17 protein-coding genes are annotated in these 25,342 nt (G+C 41.3%); 6 read left to right on the top strand and 11 right to left on the bottom strand.

The annotated features are described in order from the left end of the window. Nucleotides 1-4: 4 nt before the first annotated feature. Complete coding sequence (locus IQ244_RS28535) at nucleotides 5-1,231, bottom strand: acetate kinase (protein WP_193900070.1); 1,227 nt, start codon at nucleotides 1,229-1,231, stop codon at nucleotides 5-7. Nucleotides 1,232-1,742: 511 nt separating this feature from the next. Between IQ244_RS28535 and IQ244_RS28530 the strand changes: the two genes are divergently transcribed. Next, nucleotides 1,743-3,314 (top strand): adenosine deaminase, encoded by a 1,572-nt coding sequence (locus IQ244_RS28530; protein WP_193900069.1) that lies wholly within the window; start codon nucleotides 1,743-1,745, stop codon nucleotides 3,312-3,314. 96 nt (nucleotides 3,315-3,410) lie between these two features. On the opposite strand, the gene IQ244_RS28525 is transcribed toward IQ244_RS28530, so the two are convergent. The 6 genes from IQ244_RS28525 to IQ244_RS28500 all read right to left on the bottom strand — a co-directional run bounded on the left by IQ244_RS28525 (nucleotide 3,411) and on the right by IQ244_RS28500 (nucleotide 13,912). Beyond that, nucleotides 3,411-4,409 carry a transaldolase gene (locus IQ244_RS28525; RefSeq protein WP_193900068.1) on the bottom strand — a complete coding sequence of 333 codons (999 nt, stop codon included), beginning with the start codon at nucleotides 4,407-4,409 and terminating at the stop codon, nucleotides 3,411-3,413. A gap of 147 nt (nucleotides 4,410-4,556) precedes the next feature. Then, a complete protein-coding gene (gene pyk / locus IQ244_RS28520; RefSeq protein ID WP_193900067.1) occupies nucleotides 4,557-5,987 on the bottom strand; it encodes a pyruvate kinase in 1,431 nt (476 codons plus the stop codon). A 177-nt stretch (nucleotides 5,988-6,164) separates the two neighbouring features. Beyond that, on the bottom strand, nucleotides 6,165-7,202 hold the full coding sequence (gene gap / locus IQ244_RS28515; RefSeq protein ID WP_193900066.1) for a type I glyceraldehyde-3-phosphate dehydrogenase: 1,038 nt from the start codon (nucleotides 7,200-7,202) through the stop codon (nucleotides 6,165-6,167). 195 nt (nucleotides 7,203-7,397) lie between these two features. Next, nucleotides 7,398-9,779 (bottom strand): phosphoketolase, encoded by a 2,382-nt coding sequence (locus IQ244_RS28510; protein ID WP_193900065.1) that lies wholly within the window; start codon nucleotides 9,777-9,779, stop codon nucleotides 7,398-7,400. A gap of 714 nt (nucleotides 9,780-10,493) precedes the next feature. Then, entirely contained in the window at nucleotides 10,494-13,520 is a 3,027-nt protein-coding gene (gene sbcC, locus IQ244_RS28505) for an exonuclease subunit SbcC (protein ID WP_193900064.1), read from the bottom strand. A 224-nt stretch (nucleotides 13,521-13,744) separates the two neighbouring features. Further along, nucleotides 13,745-13,912, bottom strand: coding sequence for a hypothetical protein (locus tag IQ244_RS28500; protein WP_193900063.1), 168 nt, complete (start codon nucleotides 13,910-13,912; stop codon nucleotides 13,745-13,747). Nucleotides 13,913-14,075: 163 nt separating this feature from the next. On the opposite strand from IQ244_RS28500, the gene IQ244_RS28495 reads away from it, so the two are divergent. After that, nucleotides 14,076-16,418, top strand: a complete 2,343-nt coding sequence (locus IQ244_RS28495) for an NACHT domain-containing protein (protein WP_193900062.1) — start codon at nucleotides 14,076-14,078, stop codon at nucleotides 16,416-16,418. Nucleotides 16,419-16,752: 334 nt separating this feature from the next. Here IQ244_RS28495 and IQ244_RS28490 read toward each other — a convergent pair whose 3' ends face one another. Continuing rightward, nucleotides 16,753-17,400: a class I SAM-dependent methyltransferase gene (locus tag IQ244_RS28490; RefSeq protein ID WP_193900061.1), complete on the bottom strand. Its 648-nt coding sequence runs from the start codon at nucleotides 17,398-17,400 to the stop codon at nucleotides 16,753-16,755. A 417-nt stretch (nucleotides 17,401-17,817) separates the two neighbouring features. On the opposite strand from IQ244_RS28490, the gene IQ244_RS28485 reads away from it, so the two are divergent. The 3 genes from IQ244_RS28485 (at nucleotide 17,818) to IQ244_RS28475 (ending at nucleotide 21,327) form a co-directional block, all read left to right on the top strand. Then, a complete protein-coding gene (locus tag IQ244_RS28485; RefSeq protein ID WP_193900060.1) occupies nucleotides 17,818-18,522 on the top strand; it encodes a conjugal transfer protein TrbI in 705 nt (234 codons plus the stop codon). Between the two features lie 444 nt (nucleotides 18,523-18,966). Further along, nucleotides 18,967-19,653, top strand: a complete 687-nt coding sequence (locus IQ244_RS28480; RefSeq protein WP_193900059.1) for a PEP-CTERM sorting domain-containing protein — start codon at nucleotides 18,967-18,969, stop codon at nucleotides 19,651-19,653. A gap of 432 nt (nucleotides 19,654-20,085) precedes the next feature. Further along, nucleotides 20,086-21,327 carry an S-layer homology domain-containing protein gene (locus IQ244_RS28475; protein WP_193900058.1) on the top strand — a complete coding sequence of 414 codons (1,242 nt, stop codon included), beginning with the start codon at nucleotides 20,086-20,088 and terminating at the stop codon, nucleotides 21,325-21,327. Between the two features lie 61 nt (nucleotides 21,328-21,388). Here the strand turns inward: IQ244_RS28475 and IQ244_RS28470 are convergent, their stop codons facing one another. Next, the gene (locus tag IQ244_RS28470) at nucleotides 21,389-22,741 is read right to left on the bottom strand and encodes a GAF domain-containing sensor histidine kinase (RefSeq protein ID WP_193900057.1); all 1,353 of its coding nucleotides are present in this window, start codon (nucleotides 22,739-22,741) and stop codon (nucleotides 21,389-21,391) included. A gap of 283 nt (nucleotides 22,742-23,024) precedes the next feature. On the opposite strand from IQ244_RS28470, the gene IQ244_RS28465 reads away from it, so the two are divergent. Then, nucleotides 23,025-23,342 (top strand): DUF3155 domain-containing protein, encoded by a 318-nt coding sequence (locus IQ244_RS28465; RefSeq protein ID WP_062294629.1) that lies wholly within the window; start codon nucleotides 23,025-23,027, stop codon nucleotides 23,340-23,342. Between the two features lie 409 nt (nucleotides 23,343-23,751). Here IQ244_RS28465 and IQ244_RS28460 read toward each other — a convergent pair whose 3' ends face one another. Further along, nucleotides 23,752-24,285, bottom strand: a complete 534-nt coding sequence (locus tag IQ244_RS28460) for a cofactor assembly of complex C subunit B (protein WP_193900056.1) — start codon at nucleotides 24,283-24,285, stop codon at nucleotides 23,752-23,754. A 52-nt stretch (nucleotides 24,286-24,337) separates the two neighbouring features. Then, nucleotides 24,338-24,685 carry a PadR family transcriptional regulator gene (locus tag IQ244_RS28455; protein ID WP_062298395.1) on the bottom strand — a complete coding sequence of 116 codons (348 nt, stop codon included), beginning with the start codon at nucleotides 24,683-24,685 and terminating at the stop codon, nucleotides 24,338-24,340. Nucleotides 24,686-25,342: the final 657 nt, after the last annotated feature.

Raw genomic sequence — 25,342 nt, 5'->3', positions numbered from 1 at the left:
CTAACTATTTAGTATTGTCTTTCATGATTTGCCAAGAAGATTGTGCGATCGCCCAATCTTCTTGGGTATGTATCACTAACACCCGCACTGTAGAATCAGGTGTGGCGATATCTTGATCAACAGGTTTATTTTGATTTTTTTCTAGGTCAATTTTCAAGCCTAAAAATCCCAAGGCTTCGCAGACAGCTTGGCGAATTCCGGCAGATTTTTCACCTATACCTGCGGTAAATAACAATACATCTAATCCTCCCAAACTAGCAAGCATAGAACCAATCCCTGAGCGCAGGCGATGGACGTAAATATCCCAAGCGAGTTGGGCGCGGTCATTACCTTGGGCGATCGCTTCGATAACTTTAGGCAAATCACTGGATACTCCCGAAATTCCACGTAAGCCTGATGCTTTATTTAAGACATAATCCAAGCTTTCTGCTGAGTAATTAGATTGACGCAGTAGGTAAATTAAAATTCCTGGGTCGATGGAACCGCAACGACTCCCCATCATTAACCCGTCTAAAGGTGTGAAACCCATTGTTGTATCAATACTGCGACCATCTTTAATCGCTGCTAACGAACAACCATTACCTAAGTGACAACTAATAATTCGCAACGATGCTAAATCTCTCCCAAGAACTTGCGCCGCCCTTCCAGCACAATATTGATGACTGATACCGTGAAAGCCATAGCGGCGGATACCTTGTTCCACCCATTCATAAGGGCCGGGATAAATCGCCGCCGCATCTGGGAGGGTGGAATGAAACCCAGTATCAAATACTGCTACTTGGGGAACTTCGCCTAAACTTTTTTCAATTGCTTCGATTCCTTCTAAGGCTGCTGGGTTGTGGGCTGGGGCGAGATTGGAAAGACGTGCGATCGCTTGTTTTACTTCTTCCGTAATCACCACACTATGGCGGTAATCTTGTCCTCCGTGAACTACCCGATGTCCCACCACATCAATTTCTGACAGTTGGCTGATTACTTTAGTCGCACCACGGCTAAGAGTATAAAGCATATAAGCAACGTGGGCTTGGCGTGAATCACCATAGATAGATTCATGCAAGGTTGCGCCGGAAGCGGTTTTAACCTCAATTTCCGCCACACCCCGGTCTTGAGTCCAGTTAACTTTGCCTTCCCACAGAGGTTCAGGTGCTTCTGGTGGTAAAGCATCATCGGCTATTTCATACAGACAACTTTTTTGGCTGCTAGAACCAGCATTTAATATCAGTACTTTCATTGGCTTTATACCTTATATCCTTACCCATCTTTTGTTCTAGATATTCAGGTTTTTGCTAGGAAATCACATCCGGGAAAGTCATTTGGCAAGGTATACATATCAAACATGGTGGTAACGAAGGCTGTTTGATCTTCATGGTACTTGCGCGGTAATTGTGGCTTGATTTTGGCTTAACTTACCACACCTCTGTCTCGCTGAGGTCAATGCGATCGCCTTCAGTCTTTTTCAACCGGCTAAGAATCAACCAAATTTAGTGGTTATACTGCGGAATAATCGAAATTTAGTCGCAAAAGCAAAGTTTCATCAGAAATGCAATAGACTTTCATCTAATATTAATCGAGATGTTTTTTGCTGTATTCTAAGCATCTAAGCGTTGGCTAAAACTTTTGATGCACTTCCAGCAAAATAATCTAAATCCTGTTTAAATGCGTGTTAACGCAGAGCAACGCTAAAATGATGCGGCAATTTGACCAGATAATTCTGTCAATGTTTTACAAAAAAATAAATCTATATGCATAGACGAGCGCCCTTATATTTCTTTTTAGGAGTATTAACGAGTTCTAGCTGTTTTATCTTCAGTGTAGCAGCCCAAGTCCCATCTAATTCGCAGCCATCCTCAACTCAGAATGAAGCTCAAGCTGCTAGTTGGTTTGAAGCCCATCGCTCCCAGCCAGCCGCTTTACGAGCATTTGTACAGCGAATGCCGAAGGGAGGAGATATTCACAGTCATCTCAGCGGGGCTGTGTATGCAGAACATTATCTGGATTGGGCTGCAACCGATGGGTATTGTGTGAATCCAAAAGCGGGGACTGTAGTTGAACCCAAGGCTTGCGGTCAGGACAGTAGCTATTTTCCCGCCTCAGAACTGTTAAACCGAACATCTGTTTATGATTCCCTCATCAATCGTTGGTCTACTCGTAACCTCCAATTTGCTGGAAAATCTGGACACGACCAATTTTTTGAGGCTTTTAGTGGTTTTGGGACAATATCCGACTCTATGAGTCGTCGGGATGATATGGTTGCGTCAGTAGCAAATCGGGCAGCTTCGCAACATATTAACTATCTAGAGTTAATGCTGACTGTTCAGGGGAGTGAGGTTCGGCAACTAGGGCGTGAAGTGGGCTGGAATCAAGATTTTCAAGCGATGCACGAGCAATTGCTCAAGCGAGGATTAACCGAGCTAGTGACACTCGGCAGTCAGCAATTAACACAGTTGGAGGGTGAAGTTACCAAAACACTCGGTTGCGGCACTTCATCGCCACAGCCTGGATGTACAGTAACGGTGCGCTATTTGCAACAAACGACCAGAACAAAATCACCTGTGGAAGTATTTGCTCAGTTAGCTTATGCCTTTGCACTGGCTTCATCGTCCAAGCAGGTAGTTGGAATCAATCTCGTCGCCCCAGAGGATCACCCGATCGCACTCCGTGACTACACCCTGCAAATGCAGATGCTACAATTTCTCAAACGTCAATATCCCAATGTTAAGGTTTCACTTCATGCCGGAGAGTTAACCTTGGGGTTAGTTCCCACTGAGCATTTACGTTTTCATATTCGGCAAGCTGTAGAAGTAGCACAGGCATCTCGCATTGGACATGGTGTGGATATTCTGTTTGAAGAGCGTCCCTTCGAGTTGATGAAGCAAATGCAGCAACGCGGCGTGTTGGTTGAAATTTGCCTAACCAGTAATGAAGTCATTTTGAATGTCCAGGGAAATCAGCATCCTTTTATGGAGTATTGGAAAGCTGGAGTACCAATGACCCTGGCTTCCGATGATGAAGGCATTTCTCGCATCGATTTGAGTCATGAGTATCTGTTAGCAGCAACCAGATATGGGCTGGCATATAAAGACCTCAAGCGACTGGCTCGCAATAGCTTAGAATATAGTTTCGCTGCCGGAAATAGTCTCTGGAAGTCGTCTGAGTTTAAAACAATGGTTCCAGCTTGTGCCAGCGATACCCCTGATAATACCTCTGTTTCTCCAGGGTGCAGTGCTTTTTTGCAAAAGAGCGATCGCGCACGAAGTCAATGGCAACTAGAGTCGGAATTTACTCGGTTTGAGTCTTTGCAAAACTGGCTTTGATTGACTTTCACCAAAATGCTTTAATCCCACATTCCGCCTTCTCCTTTGGATTAATTGGAGATACAGAATGTGGGATTTGATCATAGAATCTAAATTTTAATGGCTGGCGACTACTTCTAAACTAGATAGTCTGTCTGCCAATAATTTTTCCAGGTCTTCTAAGGCTTTGGTAAATCCTTTGATACCTTCATCTAATTTGTCGTAAGCCATACGGTCTTCGGTGTGCATTTTTTCGAAGGTAGCTTTGTCGATGGAGATTTTTTCAATTTCCATGCTGGCGGCCTTGGAAGGATCAAGTTTGCGGGGTAGTTCGCCAATAGTGGCTTGCAATTCACCCAACAAAGAAGGAGAAATGGTTAGCAAGTCGCAACCTGCCAACTCGGTGATTTCGCCAACGTTGCGGAAGCTTGCGCCCATAACTTCGGTTTTATGACCGAACTTTTTATAGTAGTTATAAATTGTGGTGACAGATACTACACCTGGATCTTCAGCAGATGGGTAGCTGTCGCGTCCGGTGGATTTCTTGTACCAGTCAAGAATTCGACCGACGAAAGGAGAAATTAAGGTAACGCCTGCTTCTGCACAAGCGATCGCTTGATGTAAACCAAACAATAGAGTTAAGTTACAGTGAATGCCTTCTTTTTCGAGAATTTCTGCTGCTTTAATTCCTTCCCAGGTACTAGCAATTTTAATCAAAATTCTTTCAGGGCCAATACCAGCGGCTTTATACTGAGCAATGATTTCTCTACCTTTGGTCACTGTTGCTTCAGTATCGTAAGACAAACGCGCATCTACTTCTGTGGAAACGCGACCGGGGATGATTTGCAAAATCTTCAAACCAAAAGATACTGCCAAACGGTCAAATGCTAGAGAAACAATTTGGGCTTGACTAGCACCTGCACCAGCATCTTTTTTGGCTTGCAATAAAGTCTCATCAACAATGTCTTGATACTCTGGCATCTGTGCCGCAGCCGTAATCAAGGAAGGATTGGTGGTAGCGTCTCTAGGTGTAAATTTTTCAATGGCTTTAATATCGCCAGTATCAGCAACAACTACAGTAAATTCCCGCAACTGTTCTAGTAAATTTTTAGACATAAAAAACTCCGTGATGGTGATTTGTGTAGGATTTACCTAATTCCCCTATGTATTTACACTCTCTACGGTTGCTAAAATTCTGATTTTGGCAACTTTTCTTCATCATTGCCTTTTGCTGACTGAAGCCTTAGCCTTATTCTAGTTACGTCACGCCAGAATTGGCTGTCCAATAGAATGCACTTTGATTAAACTAGTTGTGCCTGATTTACCAATTGGAACGCCGGAAGTAATGACAACTTTATCGCCTTCATTCACCAAACCCGTGTTTGACACTGTGTTGACGACATTAATAAACATTTCTTCAGCGTTATGAACTGGGGGAATGAATATAGCTTCTACTCCCCAAGAAAGCGCTAATTGGCGATAGGAATTTTCATCCGGGGTGAGGGCAATAATTGGCGCGGAAGGACGGTATTTTGAAACTAATTTGGCGGTACTGCCAGATGTAGTATTACAAAGAATTGCCTTTGCGCCTGTTTCATAAGCGATGCGACATACTGCTTCTGCCACCGATTCGGTAACGCTGAGACTGCCTGCTTCGTGACACCAAGAATGCTTACCACCTTCTTGCAAAGCCTGTTCTGTCCGTACAGCGATGTTGTGCATAATTTGCACTGCCGCTACAGGATATTGTCCGACGGCTGTTTCTCCAGATAGCATGACGGCATCAGTACCATCAAAAATGGAGTTAGCAACGTCGGTGGCTTCGGCGCGGGTGGGGTCGGGTGAATTAATCATCGACTCCAGCATTTGGGTAGCGGTAATCACTGGTTTGCCTGCCTGATTACAACGGCGAATAATATCCTTTTGAATCAGGGGAACTTCGTGAATTGGCACTTCTACACCTAAATCGCCACGGGCAATCATGATGCCGTCAGCGGCTTGTAAGATAGCGTCAAAACGCTCAACTGCCTCTGGTCTTTCGATTTTGGCAATTAAACGTATAGAAGCCCCGGCGGCTTCAATCATTCGCTGGGCTGGTTCTAAATCTTGGGGCGATCGCACAAAGGAAACCGCCGCAAAATCTACACCCAACTGAATGCCAAAGCGTAGATCCATCAAGTCTTTTTCGGTGATCGAACTCACTGGTAATGGTGTTTCTGGCAAATTAACTCCCTTGTGGGTGGAAATTAAACCGCCAATTTTCACCAAAGCCCGAATTTTATCAGCATCGCGATCGGTGACAATTAATTTGACGCGTCCATCATTAATTAAAATCGGTTCCCCCGGTCTAACCATTGCGAACAAAGTTGGCAAGGGTAAAGGCAGTTCGTCGATACTATTGCCTTTTTCCTGCAAGACAAATGTGACTTCTTCACCAGCTTCGACATTTAGCCCTTCTGGTGGTAAAGTTCCCAAGCGAATCTTGGGGCCGCAAAGGTCTTGCATAATTGCCACTGGCTTTTGGCGTTCGGCACTAATTTGCCGTAAATACTGAGCCGTTTGTCCGTGAAATTCATGAGCGCCGTGTGAAAAGTTTAACCTCGCTACATTCATACCAGCTTCGACAAGGGCTTGCAGCTTTTCCGGTGCAGAACTAGCAGGGCCAACAGTGCAAATAATTTTGGTTCGACGCATAGGGATTAGGGTTCAGGTATATATTGCGATATAAATGCCTTGGGCAATTGCTTACTGCATCCATATCACTTGTGCTTCATATCACTCCTTTTGTATGTAAAAACACTTTTTTATGCAGTCTGAAGTGTAAAAGTTGAAGTATTTATTTCATACTTCAGACTTCACACTTCAGACTTTTTAAACTGCTACAGCCAAAAGTTGTTCTTTTTGTGCCATAGACAACAACTGGTCTACTACCCGATTCGAGTAGCCCCATTCGTTGTCATACCAAGAAACAACTTTGAAGAAGTTGGAGTTTAGCTCAATTCCAGCACCTGCATCGAAAATACTGGAACGAGTATCACCCTGGAAATCTGTAGAGACTACTTCTTCGTCTGTGTAGCCCAAAATACCTGCTAATTGACCTGCCGCAGCTTGCTGCATCGCTGCACAGATTTCTTTGTAACTGGTAGATTTTGCAGTTTTAAAGGTGAGGTCAACGACCGAAACATCAGGGGTAGGAACGCGTAATGCCATCCCTGTTAACTTACCCTTTAACTCTGGTAATACTAAAGCCACAGCTTTAGCTGCACCTGTGGATGAGGGAATAATATTTTGGGCTGCGCCTCGACCACCCCGCCAGTCTTTTTTACTGGGGCCGTCTACGGTGGGTTGAGTCGCGGTCATAGCATGAACTGTAGTCATCAACCCTTCGGTTAAACCGAAGTTATCATTGATAACCTTGGCAATGGGAGCCAGACAATTTGTAGTGCAGCTGGCATTGGAAACGATCAGATGCTTGCTGGGGTCGAATAAGTCATGATTTACACCCATCAACAAAGTTGGAACTCTGTCTGGATCTTTTGTTGGGGCAGAGATAATCACCCGCTTTGCACCTGCTGTCAGGTGTTTGCTGGCACTTTCATAATCAGTGAAGAGTCCGGTAGATTCGACTACATAGTCTACGCCTAATTTACCCCAAGGTAATTCGGCAGGATTTCTCACAGACACGCAAGGAATAAAATGTCCATCAATGACAATGCCATCTTCCTTGGCTTCCACCTTGCCTTTAAATTTACCGTGAGTGGAATCGTATTTCAACAGATAAGCCAGGTTATCTGGTGGTACTAAGTCGTTAATGCCGACAAACTCAATGTTAGGGTTATAAATGCCAGCACGCAGCACTAGCCGACCAATACGACCAAATCCATTAATACCAACTTTCAACTTCGTCAAAGTTCAACCTCCTAATTTGAGAACAACCCAGTTCTGTTCTTAGTTTCAACGCTGCATTTAGCTGGGTTAATTTTGGTCTGACTGAGTTGATCGTGACAGTCTTAGACACCTAAATTGATTTTGCTAGACATCTTTTAAGGTTTCAGGAAAGTATGAAGTGTGAAATTTCACACTTCATACTTCACACTTCAAAATTTAATACGGCCACTTCCAGTTGCGAACTTCGGGGAGGTCTTCGCCGTGTTGGGAAATGTAGTGTTTGTGTTCGATCAGCTTATCTTGGAGGTTTTGTTTGACGTAAGCTGCTTTTGAGCCTAGTTTTGGTACGCGATCGATTACATCCATAACTAAATGATAGCGATCGAGGTCATTGAGAACCACCATATCAAAAGGTGTTGTGGTAGTTCCTTCTTCTTTGTAACCACGCACATGGAGGTTTTGATGATTGGTATGGCGATAGGTTAACCGATGGATTAACCAAGGATAGCCATGAAAAGCAAAGATAACTGGTTTATCGGTTGTGAAAATTGTATCGAAGTCTTTGGGAGTCAAACCGTGAGGATGCTCACTTTTTGGTTGTAATGTCATCAAATCAACGACGTTGACAACTCTAACTTTTAAGTCGGGGAAGTACTGACGCAGCATATCCACCGCAGCCAAGGTTTCTAAGGTGGGAACATCACCAGCACAGGCCATGACGACATCTGGTTCACTTCCTTGGTCGTTACTCGCCCATTCCCAAATACCAATGCCTTTGGTGCAGTGTTTAATGGCTGCGTCTATGTTAAGGTATTGCAGCGCTGGTTGTTTTCCAGCAATGATGACATTGACGTAGTTACGACTCCTTAAACAGTGGTCGGTGACGGAAAGTAAGGTGTTGGCATCAGGGGGAAGATAGACGCGAATTACTTCTGATTTTTTATTAATCACATGGTCAATAAAACCAGGGTCTTGGTGAGAGAAGCCGTTATGGTCTTGCCGCCAAACGTGAGAGGTGAGTAAATAATTGAGAGAAGCGATCGGTCTGCGCCAGGAAATATGACGAGTAGTTTTCAACCATTTGGCGTGTTGGTTGAACATGGAGTCAATGATGTGAATGAATGCTTCGTAACAAGAGAAGAATCCATGACGACCAGTCAGGAGATAGCCTTCTAACCAACCTTGACAACTAGTTTCGCTGAGAATCTCCATCACCCGACCGTTGGGCGATAGGTGTTCGTCTTCGGGCAGAATTTGCGAAACCCAAGTTCTATCTGTGACTTCAAACAAAGCATCTAAGCGATTGGATGCTGTTTCATCAGGGCCAAAAACGCGGAAGTTTCGGCTTTCCATATTGAGTTTCATCACATCCCGCAGAAATTTCCCCATGACTCTGGTAGCTTCCGCTTCAACTTTGCCGGGTTGGGTGACATTTACGGCATAGTCTGAGAATTTAGGCATCTTCAGGTCACGCAACAAGATACCGCCGTTGGCGTGGGGATTGTCGCCCATCCGCCGCATTGCGGTAGGAGCTAATTCGGCGAGTTCGGGAATGAGTTTGCCATTTGCGTCGAAGAGTTCTTCGGGTTTGTAACTCTTCATCCAGTCTTCTAAAAGTTTAAGATGTTCTGGTTGTTGAGCGATCGCGCCAAAAGGAACTTGATGCGATCGCCAAAAATTTTCGGTTTTCTTGCCATCTACTTCTTTTGGCCCTGTCCAACCTTTTGGGGTGCGTAACACAATCATCGGCCAGCTCGGACGTTCTGTAAAACCATGTACGCGGGCTTCTCTTTGAATGTTTTGAATTTCCGTAATGATTGTATCTAATGTAGCTGCCATCTGTTGATGCACGTCTGTGGGATCAGAACCTTCCACAAAGTAAGGTTTATAACCATAACCCACAAATAAGCTTTCTACTTCTTCATGGCTTAATCGTGATAACAATGTGGGATTGGCAATTTTATACCCATTGAGGTGCAAAATCGGCAAAACAGCCCCATCATTTACAGGGTTGAGAAACTTATTAGAATGCCAACTAGCAGCTAAAGCCCCAGTTTCAGCTTCACCATCACCGACAACCGCCGCCACAATCAAATCGGGATTGTCAAAAGCTGCACCGTAAGCGTGAACTAGGGCATAACCCAATTCCCCTCCTTCGTGAATTGAACCAGGGGTTTCGGGGGCGACATGGCTAGGAATCCCACCAGGAAAAGAGAATTGTTTAAAAAGCTGCTGCATTCCCTCAGCATCTTGGGAAATGTTGGGATAGTATTCGCTGTAAGTTCCTTCTAGGTAGGTGTTCGCTACTAAGCCAGGGCCGCCATGACCAGGCCCGGCAATGTATATCATGTCCGTATCATATTTTTTGATGATGCGGTTGAGGTGAACATAGATAAAATTCAGCCCTGGTGTAGTTCCCCAGTGTCCCAACAGTCTGGGTTTTACGTGTTCAATTTTCAGGGGTTCTCTCAGCAGTGGATTGTCGAGTAAATATATTTGCCCTACTGACAAATAGTTTGCCGCCCGCCAGTAGGCATTGATTTTCTGCAATTCTTCGTCTGTTAAAGGCTTTGTTTGTGGAGAGATTGCTAAAGTCATATCAAATTTCCGTATACAACAGGATTTTGCCTTTGTTCACTAAGCTAGTGTAGTTATCTAAGCAATAACGGCCATCCTACTCATGACAAATTTTCCCTAGCGCTAATCTGGGAAAATTTGTCCTGTTTTTTATTGCGATCGCTGGTATGAAAATTTTAATGAGTGATGAATAATTCCCGACTGTCTCCTGCTTGAGAGAGTAGCAGATATAACCAAGATGACTTGCTAGTTTTAAGCTTTTTTTAACCCATTTACGACAAAAGCAGAAAATCCACCATAACGTGAGTTCGACGAATTTTAAAAACCCCTCTCCAAACCTCTCTCCTTGCAGGGGAGAGGCTTCTAAACCTTAATTTTTCGTCGATATTTCAAGATATTTAAGCCCCTCTCCGCGTCGGAGCGAAAAGTTTGCGCGTCTGGGTTTCCCGGCGCAAAACTTTTCAAGACAGAGGGGTTAGGGAGAGGTCATCGAACTCACGTCACTATAGAATTTGGTTTAGAAAAGATAATCTTTTTTAAAAAATATTACTTTTGATAGAGGATCATTATCTAATAATTTCCTGACAAAAATTCTGTTTACCTACCCTGTGGGAACGCCTAACGACGAGTGCGTTTACCTCAGCTATTCTCTGCGTTTAAAAGCTCAATTCCGAGTTATTTTGATTAGAGAAATCTGGGTTAAACAATCTTTGAGAAACAAGCACTCTAATTTTTCTAAACCAATAACTGTACTTGTGAACCTTGTTGAGTTTTATTCACTTCAATTCGTGCTTGGAAAGCTTCTTTGAGGTGGGGCATGTGAGTTACTGTGAGGATACAGGCAAAATCAGCAGCGATCGCATTTATGGCTGCAATCAGGCGATCGCATCCTTCGGCATCTTGTGTCCCAAAGCCTTCATCTATAATTAACAATTGCAACGCCGCACCCGCCCGTTGGGCTAATAATTTCGCCATTGCCAAACGAATGGCAAAGTTAATTCTAAATGCTTCCCCACCGGAATATGTTTCATAAGCGCGGGTTCCCTTAGCATCGGCAATTAAAATGTCTAAGGTATCGATCAGCTTGGCATTCTTTTTGCTGGATTTACTACTTTTACCTGCTCTTTGAGTAACAAATTGTACGTGCAGTTGATTGGCACTCAATCGGGATAGAAGTTGATTTGTCTCGGCTTCTAGTTGCGGCAGCACGTTTTCAATCATCAATGCTTGGATACCATTTTTACCAAATGCCAATGCTAATTCATGGTAAACACGGTACTGTTTTTTGCAAGCTTGCAACTGCTGTTGTTGTTCTTCGTACTGCGCTTGCAAGGTTTCTAATTGATGGGCGAGTTGTTCTAAACGCCCTAATTTGGCGATTTGTTCATCAAGTTGTCGCCTGCGGATAGCTAACTGCTGTTCTAAAGCTTGAATTTGCTCAATCGGGTTGGCTGACTGGGCTAGTTGTTGGACAATTTCATCAATTTGACTGGCGAGTTTTTGCCGTTCGTTTAAGCGAGTAGTTTTCGCCGCTTCTAATTCTTGTAATCTCCCTTGTAGTTGGGGATATTGCTGCTGGGCTGACAATAGTTGTTGATAGCGTAACTGCCAAGCTTGGCCTTGGCGGACTGCTTGACGTAAATTATTATGTTGCTCGGAACTATAAGCAATTTCCGCAATTTGACGTTCAAGGGCGGCAATTTGCTGGGCGCAGTCAGAATCAGTTTGCTCTTGCTGAATTCTCGTTTGTAATTGGGTGATAATTGCTTGTAATTCTGGTTTACGGGCGGCTAATTGGGTTTGACGTTTGAGCGCATCTTTAATTTGCCCTTGTTTGATTTCTGCCCAGCGCCATCTTTCAACTTCACTCCGCGCTAAGGCATGATCTTGCTCATTGTAATTTAATTGTCGCAGATATTCGTCTAATTGCCGCAGTTCTTGTTGTTTATCGTGGGCGTAATCACCAACTTGGAGCGATCGCTCTAAATGTTGTCTTTCTTGTGTAAGTTGTTGTAACTGTTCTTCTGCATCGCTGGTTGATTCCAGTTGGGCGGCTAATTGTCCGCGCTGTTCCCGCAAAGAATCATACGGAGATAGATTTTGGGATACTTCTCGATATTTCTGCCTGAGTACTTGAATTTCTCGATCTGTACAAGCCATCTGTTCCCGAAATACCCACAATTGTTCTTCGGTGTCTTTGTATTCAGCTTTGGTTTTATCGGCAACTCGATTCCAGTGATGTTCATCCAAAGGACGTTCGCACAACGGACAAATTGCGTCGGGATTACGCAACATTTGAAGTTTTTGGTCTAATTCACCCAATAATCTTTCATATTCTCGTTGCTGTGCTTGTAGTCGTTCAATAAAGTGTCTTCTTTCCTGTCCTTTTTCTTGGATGCGTTGCAAATAAACTTTATCTTTCTCCATTTGTTCAATCTGCATCGCCACAGCCATCACGGCTTGTTGCAGTTCGGGGTAACGTTGGGATGAGCGGTGCAATTGATTTTCTGTAGCTTGGATTTGTTCTAATCTGGCGACTAAACTAGCTTGAATTCTATCTAAGTGACTTTGCAAGCTTTGGCGCTGTTGTAATAAAGGCGAAACTTGCATTTGCAATTCATCCAACTGAGTAACGCGGCGACGGGCGGCGCTGAGTTGTCCTAAAGCGGCTTCGACTTCGCCTGATTTACTCAGAGTTTGCTGAATTTCTTGTTCCTGCTGGGCTAAGGCTTCCAGTTGCGCTTGGACTTGTTGCAGTTGTCTTTCAAGCTCATGAATTTGCCCAGTTAATTGCTGTTGCTTTTGTTGACGCAAACTAGTGGCGCGGGTGTGTTGCTCAAATTTAGCCGCAAAAGCTTCTTCTTGAGATTGGAGGTTTTGGTAATGGGCGTAACCGTTTTTAATTTCCGCTTCCTGAGTTAAGATAGCCGTCAAATCTGCAAGCTGGGTTTTAACAGATGATTGTTCTTGGTGGAGGCGATCGCAATCTTGAGTTAAATTCTGATATTGTTGCCTGACAAAGCTGAGTTGTTGTTCCCAATTTTGCCGCTGGTGTTGGACAACTTGCAAACTTTGTAGTTGAATATTCTCAAAAGCTTGTACCTGTTGCAGTTGATTCAGTTCAGCTTCTAATTCTGCCCTTTGAGTTTCTGTCAATTCCCGCTGTTGCAGTTGACTTTTAATCGATTCTAAAGAACGTTCTAATTCTTCTGCTCTCGCTTTGAATTGTCTAGAAGATTCTTTTGCTCTTTCTTCTAAATCATCATACTGGGTTAGTTTTAACAACTCTGCTAAAATTTCCTTGCGTTCTGTAGGCCGTTTCAGCATAAATTCATCAGCACGACCTTGACGCAAGTAAGCAGAATTAATAAACGTATCGTAATCCAGCTTGATATGTTCTAAAATCAAATCCTGAGTTGCTCGTACTCCTTTACCAGTGAGAGGACGAAACCCAGAAGGCGTTTCAATTTGAAATTCTAAAACACTAGTTGCACCGCGAATTCTTGTGCGAATTACGCGATACCTTTGCTGGTTAGTGTGAAAAGTGAAATCAACTCTGACTTCTTTAGCCCCAGCATGGATGACATCATCTTCAGTTGAAGCACGACTTTCACCCCAAATTGCCCATGTAATCGCTTCGAGTAGAGACGATTTACCCGCGCCATTAGAACCACAAATACAAGCCGTATGCAAACCACGAAAATCTAAAGTAGCATCACGGTAACTAAGGAAGTTTTTGAGGATAAGTTGTACTGGAATCATTGAGGCAATAGCGCCACATCTAGGATTTGCTGAACGAGCAGTACAGATGCACTCTTGTTAGTTTAACTAGGTGATTATCAGGATTCTAGTCTTAAAGTCAGTAATTTTACGAAAATTAACAATATTATGAGCGAGTTTTTCCCGCTTGGCAAATTATTTTGCTCATCTTCAAAGAAAAAAGAAACCTGCAACACAGACAGGTTTCTTTGGTATAGCCAGTAATGCTATTTATCAAGGGTTAATTCTTGTTCATCATCTCTTTGATCATTTTGTTGATTTGAATTGCGATCGCTCCTCAAAAACCCCATCACGAAATTAAAAACTGCATCAGCCGACTTTTCGACTGCCCAGCCTAAAAATGCGCTAAGTATCAGCATTAAAATAGTGTCCATAAAATATGCTCAATTGACGACTCTTACAATGTCGCGCGAATCATGTCTGAGTAAGGCTTATGGCAAGTATGAGTTCACGTATGATTTATGTATGAGTTGCGTGACTTTATTAACAGGGAGAAAATGGACATAGCTAAAAACGTCACAAGTTTGTTGTTCAGCTATGGCAGAGCGATCGCTTAAAGCATCTCAAAAAGGTATACAGTTAGCAAAACAAGCTCTCACTAGTAAGAGATTGTTTCAAAAGGATTTAATCGGGTTGGTTTGTCAGAGTCGCCAACCTATTTCCAAATTTTTTACAGGTAACCCCGTTGATCGTGAAATTTTTGTTGCCATTTGTGAAAAGTTGAGTTTGAAATGGCAGGAGATTACTGAACTACCGCCAGTAGATGAGCTAACGAAGGTAGAAGATAATACTTTTGATATTGCTACTCTTGTAACAGAGGTACGCGAAAAGATAAAACCTCTCATTGAAGAACGTTGCGGTACAATGCGTGTCTTAGATATGACTCAACCCATTGGGCTGAATGATATCTATACCAATGTCAACATTCTAGAGAAAATCACTGGAAGGCGGCGCTTAGGAATTGAGGAGTTACTTCAACAGTGTACAAGCGATGATTTTAACCACTTTGGACTAGTAAAAATTACTGAAAAACGATTACCTGCACTAGAAGCTGTTGAGAAACATTCTAAGCTGATGATTTTAGGAAAGCCTGGAGCAGGTAAAACTACATTTTTGAAGTATCTAGCAATTCAATGTATCAGAGGAGAGTTTCAGGCTGAACGTATACCAATTTTTATAACCCTTAAAGACTTTGCCGAAGCTGCCAACAAACCTAAATTGTTGCAATATATTACTGAACACACAATAGAGGGCATATCTAAAAAACGGCATTTTGTAAAAAAGGAATTTATTGCATCTATTCAAGATGTAATAACTCACGGCAAAGCATTATTTTTACTCGATGGTTTGGATGAAGTTAAAGAAGAAGATTCAAAGCGTGTCTTAAGAGAGATTCGTGATTTTTCTAACCATTTCCAAAATAATAACTTTGTGATGACTTGCCGCATTGCCGCACGGGAATATACTTTTGAAAAATTCACAGAGGTAGAAGTTGCAGATTTTGATGATGGACAAATTGCTACTTTTGCAACTAACTGGTTTAAGGGGAAACCTGTCAAGCCAGAGACTTTTATACAACGCCTCCACGACAATAACCGCATCCAAGAACTTGCTGCAAGTCCGTTACTACTAACATTGTTATGTTTAGCATTTGAAGAGTCTGGTGATTTTCCTGCAAATCGTTCTGAATTATATAAAGAAGGATTAGATGCACTGTTGAAAAAATGGGATGCCAAGCGGGGAATTCAGCGTGATCAAGTTTATAAAAGACTATCAGTTCAACGCAAAGAAGATTTACTCAGCAAAATCGCGCTGACTACATTTGAGCGTGGTGACTACTTTTTTAAGCAGAAAATAGCAGAGCAATACATTACAGAATACATCCGCAATTTATCTGGCGCTAGTACTGATGAAGAGGCATTGCAAGTTGACAGTGAAGAAGTTTTGCGCTCCATTGAACATCATCATGGGCTAGTTGTAGCAAGAGCTAAAGGTATTTACTCATTTTCACATCTGACATTTCACGAGTATTTCACTGCTAGAGAAATTATTTTTGTTAAGCAGTCATCAGAGAAAGCATTACAAAGTCTAGTAGTTCACGTAATAGAGAAACGTTGGAGAGAAGTCTTCTTTCTAGCAGTTGGAATGTCGCCCAGTGCAGACCGTTTATTACTGTTGATGAAAGATAAAGTTGACGCAATATTAGCTGAAGATGAAAATTTGCAAAATTTGTTGCTTTGGAGTAATGAAAAATCTCTGGCTGTGAATATTCAATATAAAAAAGCTGTTAATCGTGGTTTTTATTTTGCTTTAGCTGTCAGAGATGAAGTCGATATTGGTCATTCAGGACAAATATTAAAGTCTTCTTTTCTCTGTAAAACTATCTTTAAATTAGGTGATCAAATCACCAATTTTGTTTTAGAAAAAATATTTTCTAAAAGGGAAAGTTTAGAAAAAAAAGAATGTGTTAGTCTTACATTAATAGAGATTATTGATACTGATTACAGCATTGAAAACTTTGATAATGAGTGTATTCTTCCTCTAGCTTTATCTCCTGAAACACAGCAAGCATTGCTACAACTTGAAGAGCAACTTCCTAGACTAGATTATAAAGTAAATGCATTTAAAAAATGGTGGAAATTTAACGGTCAAGATTGGGCAGATAAGTTTAATGCAGTAATGAACCAATACCATAACAGTGGGGATACAAATTGGCAGTTTACCCAACAGCAAAAGAATTCAATAAAGCAGTATCATGATGCCAATGTATTACTCATGGAGTGTCTAAATAGTAATTGTTATGTAAATCATGAAGTGCGACAGTACATAGAAGATACATTGCTATTACCTATTGCAGAGATTCAACCTTATCAGAAGTAATCTTTAAAAGTTAGATATAGAAGTATTATTTAATTTGTGAACCCCTATAAGTTCAGATACCAGACTTATTTAATCAGTAAACCTTAAATTGTAGTAGACTGACACAGCTAAACTTGTGCAATAACCGAAATTCCATCCGCGTCCATCTGCGTTTATCTGCGGTTAATTTTATCCAAACTCTAATGCAATATTTTAGCTGTGTCAGTCTAGTAGTGTGCTTTAAGAGTTGCTATAACGCACCGATATATATGGTGCGTTACAGCTAATTCTAATTCTTACAAAATATCAAATCTGTTCATAGCCGTAACACACCCTGCTTAATAATTCTGTGAATTCAACCCTTCAAATTTCTCAGCAGTAATTGACAACCACATAAGAATGGATTGGGACTTTCAATGCGTTCGTCCTGAAGGACTTCAATTGGTATCTGACTGTTGTAGATTAATTCATCATAATCCATCAAGGCATTCCACTTAATCTTACCTGTAGGAAAACCTAATTCTAGAGCTGCATCATATATTAATTCTTGCCATTTCTGAACTTCTGGATTTTGTGATTTAGAGTAATCGAGGATGGCGATATATGCACCAGGTTTAGTAACACGTAAAATCTCGCTCAAAGCGCGTACAGGATCAGCAACAACACAAAGAGTAAATCCTGAAGCAGCGGCATCAAAAGTATTATCAGAAAAATCCAAATTTAGCAGATCAGCTACTTTGAAAGTGATATCTGCTGCTACACTCTTTTTCCGGGCTTCATCCATCATTTTCTCAGATAAATCAACGCCTACTACACTTACACCTTCTGGGTAAGCAGGAAGATTAAGTCCTGTCCCTACAGCAGCATCAAGCACCATTTGTCCAGGCTGAAGCTGTAAGGAATTAATCAGCGGTTGACGATCAATATTCCAGTAGCGCAGCATAATCTGTTCATAATCTACTGCACCATAATCGTAGGACTCAATTATTTTTGCCACTTGCATATACTGACCAGTAAATGTATAAGTATGTACTTTGATTTAACTACTTTTACAATAATTTGGCAATGAGACAACACCTGTTTTTCGTATTATGTTTTTAGTGTAAATACATAGGTGTATCGATGAAGAATGATTCATAATTTAGGAGTGAGCATTTAATTGCGAATTGTGGATTTCGACTCCTATTTTGATAAAAAAAATACTAGTGGAACAAAGACAGATGAAATACGTCACTGATAAGTATCTCACTCTGGATTTAGCGACGCATTTCATCTGTGGGAAATTTTGTGGAACAATAGCAAATACTCCTCGTCATCCCATCAGCCTAACCTACGGTATATGCCTAGAGATAGTTCTCCCGTTAGTCAGAAACAATCTCAGTAGCACCTCGTCATCACACACATCAAAGTAAATTTTGTTATGACACACCTTTATCGACTTAAACCTGGAACCGCTGCATTCATGGCAATGGCACTAACTACAGGTGCGATCGCTCCGATGATTGCTTTAGCTCCTGCCCAAGCGCAATATAATATTGGGCAATCACGCTCAACTACTATTCCAGCTAATGTAACTTTGCCTGTGACTTACGAAAAAGAAAAAGTCGTTGTCACCCCAGGCGAAAGTATGTCCCTCAAGCTAAGAATAGCTAACGACATTATCGATAGAAATAGAAATGTCTTAATTCCCGCCAAAACCGAAGTTGTTGGTAGATTAGAACCTGTCGATTTATATGGGAGAAATTACCCCAGTGACAGCAATAACGACAATCGCAAAGGTGTGAGATTTGTTGCTTCCGAACTAATTTTTCCTTCTGGTCGCAGACTACCAATTAATGCTAATTCTAGGACAATTACCGAAACTGAAAAAATAACCAAAGGTGCCGATACTGGTCAAATTTTAACTGATGCAGCTATTGGTGCAGGTGCAGCTAGTGTAATTTCACTCCTAACTGGTAACAGAAGAATAGAAGTATTAGAACCTGTGATTGGTGGTGCTGCGGGTGCTGCTGCCAGCGTGCTGTTGCGGAAAAAACAAGCTGATGTCTTTGTTCTCAGACCCGAACAAGATTTAGACATCACACTGACAAGCAATTTAGTTATCAGCCGGAACAACACTTATTAACTGAAATTTCAGTCGTGAATTTAATTAGCTTAATTAGCGATCGCCTCTGTTCATATAGTGTGCGATCGCTTCATTTTTATAAATATATAACCTAACCTGACGGGAACTCTTTTATCCTCATATCTTCTTATGTAATATTCGGGCTATATGCTGAATATTTGCTGGTTGATAAAGTAGAAAATCCGCTTCATTCATTCTTTAAAGCAAATTTAGTATATGTACGGTGTCTATTTCTAGTAAAAAAAATCAAGATAAGACTATCAGGCATCCAGAGAAATTTGCATCTTCCGTCCTACTGTGACAGATAAGATTCACTGACAGGACTTAATTCACTTATCTTTTCATCTTCTGTATAAGTGCAGACGTAAAACTAGCTGATTACAGTTGGTTTGAAATCACTTATGATTCCTGATTCTCACACATCTTTCCAGGATTTTTACGAAAATGCTACATAAGTTATCTCTTGCGTTACTAGGAACAACAGTTATTGTAGCGAGTGCAAACCCAGCTAGTGCCGTAACTATGGTAGTAAGTGGTGGTATGTTCTCTAGCTACTCTGATGCTAAAACTGTCACCTTTGATGATGGGACAGCAAATGATCCAAATGGATTTGCCACTTACTCTAATGTCACTACTAACATTGTTCAAGGTAGTGTAAGTGGTCAATATGCCTCACCTTATGGAGATACTACCAAATTTCTCACAATTGCTCCTCAAAATAGCACTGTTGCGGGCAACAGTGGTTTTGTAAATATTAATTTTAAAGAAGCTGTTGACTACTTCGGTTTTTATGCAGGCTCATTAGATAGTTACAACTATATTGATATCTACAGTGGCAATCAGTTGTTAAAGACTTTTAGTGGCTCAGATGTACCAGGTGCAGTAGCTGATGGTAGCTGGACTAGTGGTCAAGCTAATCTTTTTGTCAATCTTGTAGGTGGTGCAGGCGAAAAATTTGATCGAATTGTGATGCGTTCAGATGGTATTGCTTTTGAAACAGATAACCACGCCTATAGACTAGCACAGAGTGTTCCAGAACCCAGTGCGATGTTAGGAGTATTAGCAATAGGCGCTTTCGGAACTACTTCACTTTTAAAGCGTCAACAAAAGAAAGTAGCAGTGAAAGCATAAATTTCTTTTCAAGTTTAATTTGATAACTGCTATGTGTAAAAACTCGCATAGCAGTTTTTTAATGGGAAAGATGATAGACAGAAGGGGATTTATCTACAATAAATGACTGAAATTATTTTGATAAATTTAATCACACCCATCAGAGCCTACTTCTTTTTATCAAGTGAATGCAACTATTTTCTCTCTATAGCGTCTGATTAAATCTTCAGATAGGTGTGCATATTATTTTAGGAATAATAGATAAATAGTCATGTGAAATAAGTAATAGGAAATAGCTTCTCAACTATTTCCTATTACTTATTTTTTTAAATATATGTCCTTAGTATCAAAGCAAGTTTATTTACTCAACAAAGCGGAAATCATGGAAACTTTATTGTTGAATTTTTGTCTAAGTAATTAACAGGAAATAAATAAATGTCGGGAGTAAAATTAATGTCTAATTTAAATGCTTGGCAATCTAAAACTGCTGCACTTATGGCTTTGAGCATCACTGCTGGTGCTGTAGCCCCCTTTATGATATCTACACCCTCTTTTGCTCAAACTACTTTTACTGATGTTTCATCTAACTACTGGGCTGCACAGTTTATTCAAGAATTATCTCAGCGGGGTGTAATTGCCGGGTTTCCTGATGGCAGTTTCCGTCCAGAAGAAGCGGTAACACGCGCTCAATTTGCCGCGATGGTTAACAAAGCTTTCCAAAAAGCACAGCAACGTCAGGCAATCAACTTTGTAGACGTACCCAGCAATTACTGGGCATCTAGTGCTATTCAGCAAGCTTATACCATTGGTTTCCTCTCAGGATATCCCGGAAACCGCTTTGAGCCTAACCAAGCTATTCCCCGTCAACAGGTTTTAGTTTCCCTCGCTAATGGTTTGGAATATAGTGCTAATAGCAATGTTGAAAGCACTCTGCAATACTTCAACGATGCCTCTGGTATTGCTAGTTATGCCCGTAGTCCGATCGCAGCGGCAACTGAAAAGCAAATTGTGGTGAACTATCCTAATGTTAAGTTCCTCAATCCCGCTGCAACTGCAACACGCGCCCAAGTGGCAGCTTTTATTTACCAAGCGTTAGTTAGTTCTAATCAAGCTTCAGCAATTAACTCACCTTATATAGTGGCGACTCAAAATACTACACCAACACCTGTAGCAATCACAATTCCCCAAGGAACTGTTATCCCTGTGAAGTATGACCAAGCTAAAAAAATTCTGGTAACTAAGGATGAAACGGCACCTTTAACCCTGACTGTTGAGCAAAATGTTGTTACTCAAGATGGTACTGTAGTGATTCCCGCAGGTAGTCAAGTTGTTGGTCAACTCAAACCAGCAAAAGGTGGTTCCCAATTCGTTGCTCAAAAATTAGTTTTAACTACAGGTCAAGAGTATCAAATTGCCGCTACTTCTGATGTGATTACAAAAACAGAAACTGTCAACAAAGGTACTAGTACTAGAGCAATTATTACCAATACTGTATTAGGCGCTGGGGCTGCTGCTGCGGTATCTGCGGTTACAGGCGATCGCGCGATCGCTACAGAAGAAGTTCTCGGCGGTGCGGCTATCGGTGGTTTAATTGGCTTATTCTTCGGTCGCAACAGTGTTGACTTAATTGCTATTAACCCAGACACTGATTTACAAATGACCGTTAATCAAAATCTTTTGGTGTCAGTGAGATAATGATTAGTTAAATGTCCAGTGTCAATAGTCAAAAGTAATTTTTTTAACTATTGACCATTGACTATTGACTAATCGGCAACCAAATAATAAATGTAGTTCCCGGTGTATCGGGGGATGCGATCGCTGTGGTAATTGCTGGGCTGAAAACGTCTATTTCACCCTGCATTTGCTCAATTAATTGTTTTGCGATGGCGAGTCCCAATCCTGTACCGGGAATTTCTGTTTGCGCTTGTACACCCCGGTAATGTCGTTCGCCCAAATGTGCTATGTCTTCTTGGGGAATTCCCGGACCAGTATCACTAATCGCAATACCAAGACAATTGCCTCTTTCTTGCCCTGCCTGAATAAAAATCTTGCCACCTTTTGGTGTGTATTTCAAAGCATTATCAATAATATTACTCAATACTTCTTGTAAGGCTTTGATGTTGGCACGGACTAAAGGTAAGTTTTTCGGAATTTCAGTTTTTAATTTGAGATGGCGTTCTTGGGCGATCGCTTTTGCTGATAGTAATAATGGCGTTAATAAATCAGCTAAAGAGCAATCAGTTGCTTTTTCTCCGCTACCTGGCAATAATAAAATCGGTTTGGGTTCTGTTTGGACAGTTGCTTCCACAAATACTTCATTTTCTGGTAGCGCTAGTGGTGCTAAATCTAGTTCTGTCCAGTCAATAACCTGCTCAAATTGTTGCAATAATTCTTGTAGGCGATCACTTTCTCGCACAATATTTGCACCCACATCTCGGTTAGGGTCGCCTGGGCGCAGTCTTTTAAAGAGTAATTTGCCAAAAGTCCGCAATGCTGTCAAAGGATTGCGAAATTGGTGTAATAAATTATCTAATAAATCTCGCTGCTGTTCTTGCAGAATTTGTTGCTGATGTAACTGTTGTTGCAACCATGCACGACGCTGATCTAAAACACAAGCGATCGCTAAAGTCTGAACTATCTTTTGAATTGTACTTTGTTCTTGTTGATTCCAAGCTCTGTCTTCTCTACAGGTCACCAGTAATCCCATCATCACACCCTCATGAACTAAGGGTAGGACAATCTGGTGTCCACTCAGCAAATATTCTTCCTGAAAATCGCGCTCTTCAGTATCTGTTGTGTCTACCTCTGGTGATACAGCAGTGGATTCCGTAGCGGCTGTCAATAACCTTTTTTGTTGTTTGGGTAGTAGCAGAATATTACTAATTTGTAATTGTTTGCGTGCTTTTACCTCAGTATTTTCTTCTCCTGGTGGTAATCCTGCTGTTTCTGGATAAACCACCACAGGAATCAGTTTAGCTTCAGTTGTTGGAGCTTCTACCAATTCTTGTGTTAAATAAACCACACTTAAAGAGGCTCCCAACCCTTGGGCTAACAACACTATTTGTTCTCGGCATAAAGCCACAAAATCTGAACTAGCAGACATTAACATTTTTCATTTCTTACTCAGGATCACAGACTTTGAGGGAATTTTCAAGAATCAGCTTGATTCTAACTCTGTTTTCGTTAAGCTTCACTAAAGCGGCTTCAGTAATGGTTGAGATCAATAAATCGTGTACTTTACTAGTACTGTGATTTATTTGCCTTCAAAAAATTATTTTTGTTGTATTAAAAGTTTATAAACTATTGATTTTTTGAACTAGAACTTTTATAATTACGACGGATTTTGTAGCTATCACTACAATCTAAATAGCTTGAAAGAGGAGGAAAATAGGTTGGCAAGAAGACGGAAAAGGAAGAGTCGTCGTCGCCAGGAAGGACGGCGGATTTTAGAGCATGTGCCTCAATATAGCATCGAAAGCGGCGAAGAAAAACCTGTGACAGCAGCAAGAAAATTCATTCAAGCTGAAGGGATCTTGCCACCAGCTCTGCTACTCGTAAAGCGCAATGAACACACAACAGACCGATATTTCTGGGCAGAAAAAGGTCTGTTTGGCGCTCAATACGTAGAAGAGAACCATTTCTTATTTCCCAGCCTACGGACATTAGAAGCTCCGGCTGGTTCAGAACCTGTGGCAGTAGCTGCTCGCTGAACTTTCAGTGGTGATCTTAGGTGTTGAATGTGTTCTGAATATTCATTTAACTGGCAAAGTTGATCAGTTTATGCAAAATTTTCAATTTTTTTTAAATTTGGGTCTGATTTGCCAGTAGAGGGTAAAGGGTAGTGAAGGCAGTTAGATAAACAACTCTCATAAAACCGTATTGGTTTGGGTGAGTTGAGTTATCAACGCCATATGCATCAGGGAGTTAGAAAGAGTGATACAAAGCGTCCAAAGGGGAGAGTAAAGTTGCGCTTTCCTTTTGCAAGCTAGGTTACAAGATACCTTTTTCTCTACAGCATTCTGCTATAGAGAAAATTTCCATCACAACAATCCTCTTTCCTACTCCCTATTGTTTATTTCCTCTCGCTCATCACTAGGGGAGATGTCCAAAAACGAAAATTTAATCACTCAGCTTTAAGTTGAGCGCTTTCTGTAACTCAATCAGTTCATCTCGATGGGCAGTTACAGTGATTTTGCCTGGGGAGTTGGGTTCATCTTGATTAGCTTTTTGCAGATGAAGCAAAACCTTCTCAGTTCTTCCTGCTCTTTTCCAATAGAACAAACCGCTCAAAGGTGATAGCAGTACTATTCCGAGAAAAAAGCTGCTGATGTTAGGAAACAGCAGTGAGAAAACAAACGATAAACAAACCAAACCTACAGTTGCCAGTAGCGTCAGAAAAATTGCTAAAAACAAACTGGGTTGGACAAAACCCTCAAAAATGACTTGATTTTTATCTCGGTCTACCGCTGCCACTCGGTAAGACCGCGAACGGAAATAATCCTGTAATTGAGGCATTAATACAGCTTCGTCTTGCTCAGATATCAGTTGTGCAGTTTTTGTGCGGTCTTTAGTTGCAGCACGAATAAAGAAAAACAACCCAACTGATAACAAGAAGGTGAGCAGCAACGTAGATGGCAGAATAGCAGTATCCATAACTGATTGTTACTGTGTGAATGGGGGAGATTTATTCATTACTAATTATTAGTTAATTTGTCCTCCCGTTGATGTACTCTTGCCAAAGACGCGTTAAATCCTGCGCTTGAACTTGCCATTCTGGAGAAACTTGGTACATTCGCCTAGGTCTTCCTCGTCCTTCGAGTTTCTTCCAATACCCGTTGATTGCCCTTTCGTCTTCGAGAAACTTAATCGCACTATACAGCACGGTATCTGAAAGCCGATAGGTTGGGTATTCAGTTTCTAAACGTTGAATTAACTCGGTTCCGTAGGATTCACCTTGCAGTAAAACAGACAGTATGTAACAAATTGCTAGTTCCTGACAGAGGTAAGTTGGCGGAGGATTTTCAAAGAATTGATATATATCCTCAAGTTTCATGGTTGGTGAATGGCTCAAAAAATGCCTTTAGGGTGGGATTTATAATCCTTGTGTTCAGTATATAATGCTACTTAATGTAGTCATTAACACAAATACACTGAGGCAGGATGTTCAAAGCATTAACGTAAAATGCAAAACAACTATGCCCCACGCAGATAAAGTCATGGGATACAAGCGAAATTCTAAGGAGCGTAAGAATTACACTCCTATTTAAGCTCTAGGCAGTGTGGTGAGGAGCAAGAAAGACAGAGGCATAGCCACTGTATTGGTGTCAAATGATGCCGAGCCGATTAGAACTGCATAAGCATAAAATGCCATCGAAGAAATTTTACAAGTAAAATGCCATTTTGTCTGTAAAGCTTATTAAATACTTTGTTTGTGAAGTAAGCTAAAACACATCCAAAGGTTGTTTTTGGTTATTAGTCATGGGTCATTTGTCAACACAAATGATTACTAGACTTGATCATGGGTATATTATTTTAGATTTTGCAACAATTTGAGTGAGTACCTTGGGCGGGTTTGACTCACTGATACCAATTCACGAAAAACATGATAGAAATAGTTAAATCAGAAATATGAGCAGACGTTCATGGCAGGAGTCACCAAAGTAAAAATAAAAGAGTCAGCCGAGGAATTACGTGAGCGGCTGAGAAAACA

This window comes from Nostoc sp. LEGE 06077 (genome assembly GCF_015207705.1).
Lineage (GTDB): Bacteria > Cyanobacteriota > Cyanobacteriia > Cyanobacteriales > Nostocaceae > Nostoc_B.
The sequence above is the reverse complement of the archived record's forward strand: the minus strand, read 5'-3'. Positions and strand labels throughout refer to the sequence as shown.

Excerpts from the sequence above, each read along its gene's own strand:
- IQ244_RS28535 (WP_193900070.1), bottom strand. The coding sequence starts at position 1,231 with ATGAAAGTACTGATATTAAATGCTGGTTCTAGCAGCCAAAAAAGTTGT.
- IQ244_RS28530 (WP_193900069.1), top strand. The coding sequence starts at position 1,743 with ATGCATAGACGAGCGCCCTTATATTTCTTTTTAGGAGTATTAACGAGT.
- IQ244_RS28525 (WP_193900068.1), bottom strand. The coding sequence starts at position 4,409 with ATGTCTAAAAATTTACTAGAACAGTTGCGGGAATTTACTGTAGTTGTT.
- pyk (WP_193900067.1), bottom strand. The coding sequence starts at position 5,987 with ATGCGTCGAACCAAAATTATTTGCACTGTTGGCCCTGCTAGTTCTGCA.
- IQ244_RS28510 (WP_193900065.1), bottom strand. The coding sequence starts at position 9,779 with ATGACTTTAGCAATCTCTCCACAAACAAAGCCTTTAACAGACGAAGAA.
- sbcC (WP_193900064.1), bottom strand. The coding sequence starts at position 13,520 with ATGATTCCAGTACAACTTATCCTCAAAAACTTCCTTAGTTACCGTGAT.
- IQ244_RS28500 (WP_193900063.1), bottom strand. The coding sequence starts at position 13,912 with ATGGACACTATTTTAATGCTGATACTTAGCGCATTTTTAGGCTGGGCA.
- IQ244_RS28495 (WP_193900062.1), top strand. The coding sequence starts at position 14,076 with ATGGCAGAGCGATCGCTTAAAGCATCTCAAAAAGGTATACAGTTAGCA.
- IQ244_RS28490 (WP_193900061.1), bottom strand. The coding sequence starts at position 17,400 with ATGCAAGTGGCAAAAATAATTGAGTCCTACGATTATGGTGCAGTAGAT.
- IQ244_RS28485 (WP_193900060.1), top strand. The coding sequence starts at position 17,818 with ATGACACACCTTTATCGACTTAAACCTGGAACCGCTGCATTCATGGCA.
- IQ244_RS28480 (WP_193900059.1), top strand. The coding sequence starts at position 18,967 with ATGCTACATAAGTTATCTCTTGCGTTACTAGGAACAACAGTTATTGTA.
- IQ244_RS28475 (WP_193900058.1), top strand. The coding sequence starts at position 20,086 with ATGTCTAATTTAAATGCTTGGCAATCTAAAACTGCTGCACTTATGGCT.
- IQ244_RS28470 (WP_193900057.1), bottom strand. The coding sequence starts at position 22,741 with ATGTTAATGTCTGCTAGTTCAGATTTTGTGGCTTTATGCCGAGAACAA.
- IQ244_RS28460 (WP_193900056.1), bottom strand. The coding sequence starts at position 24,285 with ATGGATACTGCTATTCTGCCATCTACGTTGCTGCTCACCTTCTTGTTA.
- IQ244_RS28455 (WP_062298395.1), bottom strand. The coding sequence starts at position 24,685 with ATGAAACTTGAGGATATATATCAATTCTTTGAAAATCCTCCGCCAACT.